The organism is Treponema sp. JC4 (genome assembly GCF_000260795.1).
Lineage (GTDB): Bacteria > Spirochaetota > Spirochaetia > Treponematales > Treponemataceae > Treponema_D.
In genome coordinates this window covers 1-696 of sequence record NZ_AJGU01000122.1, presented here as the reverse complement: position 1 = coordinate 696, position 696 = coordinate 1, and the positions used below count along the sequence as shown (strand labels likewise).

The following is a 696-nucleotide window of genomic DNA, read 5'->3' as shown; positions in this document are numbered from 1 at the left end:
TATAATGTGTAAGTATCTTGAATACAGGAGTTATCTATTTTTGCAGATAATTTTGATGATTCAATTAATGTGTTTGTAGCCTTTGTACTTATATTAAATGTAGATGATATATCCTCTAATTGCCTAGGTGTTTTTCTAGTAATTTTTTCCTTTACCTCCAAGTACTGCTATACCATGTTCTTCAGGATTAAGACTTGCTCTTAGTGCTCCACACGTAGTGGTTGTTGTTCCAGATGAATGCCAATCAAATCCTATTACACATGAAAATCCTTGAAACCAGTATGGATTTGATATTCGTTCCAAGAATTCTTTTTGACCATATTCTTCAAGTATAACTTCTGTTAAAGCTCCAGATAATTTAACCATCCTCTTCCATAACCATGGTGGTGTATGATTAGAGTGTAATGGAAGATTAGTAATTCCTTTTCTCTGCATAATACTAATTATTTTTAAATAGAATTATAAAAGTTAAGGGAATATGATAAGTAATATTCTAATTAAAAAAAAGGAGTTAAATTATGAAAAAATTAAAAAAAAAATTAGAATAATCCAAAACAATAATAATATACTTTCTTAGTTAAAATAAATTTAAATACAATTAAAATTAAAAATGATTAATAGACTCAAAAATGGCAGGTGAAACTAATGGATAAAAAGATAATATTAGTTGTATTAATTGTAGCTTTAATAGGAATT

At 26.6% G+C, this 696-nt stretch carries 1 protein-coding gene; it reads right to left on the bottom strand.

Going from position 1 to position 696, the window contains the following annotated elements:
* Positions 1 to 135: 135 nt before the first annotated feature.
* On the bottom strand, positions 136 to 435 hold the full coding sequence (locus tag MSI_RS13560) for a DUF763 domain-containing protein (protein ID WP_202799353.1): 300 nt from the start codon (positions 433 to 435) through the stop codon (positions 136 to 138).
* Positions 436 to 696 lie beyond the last annotated feature (261 nt).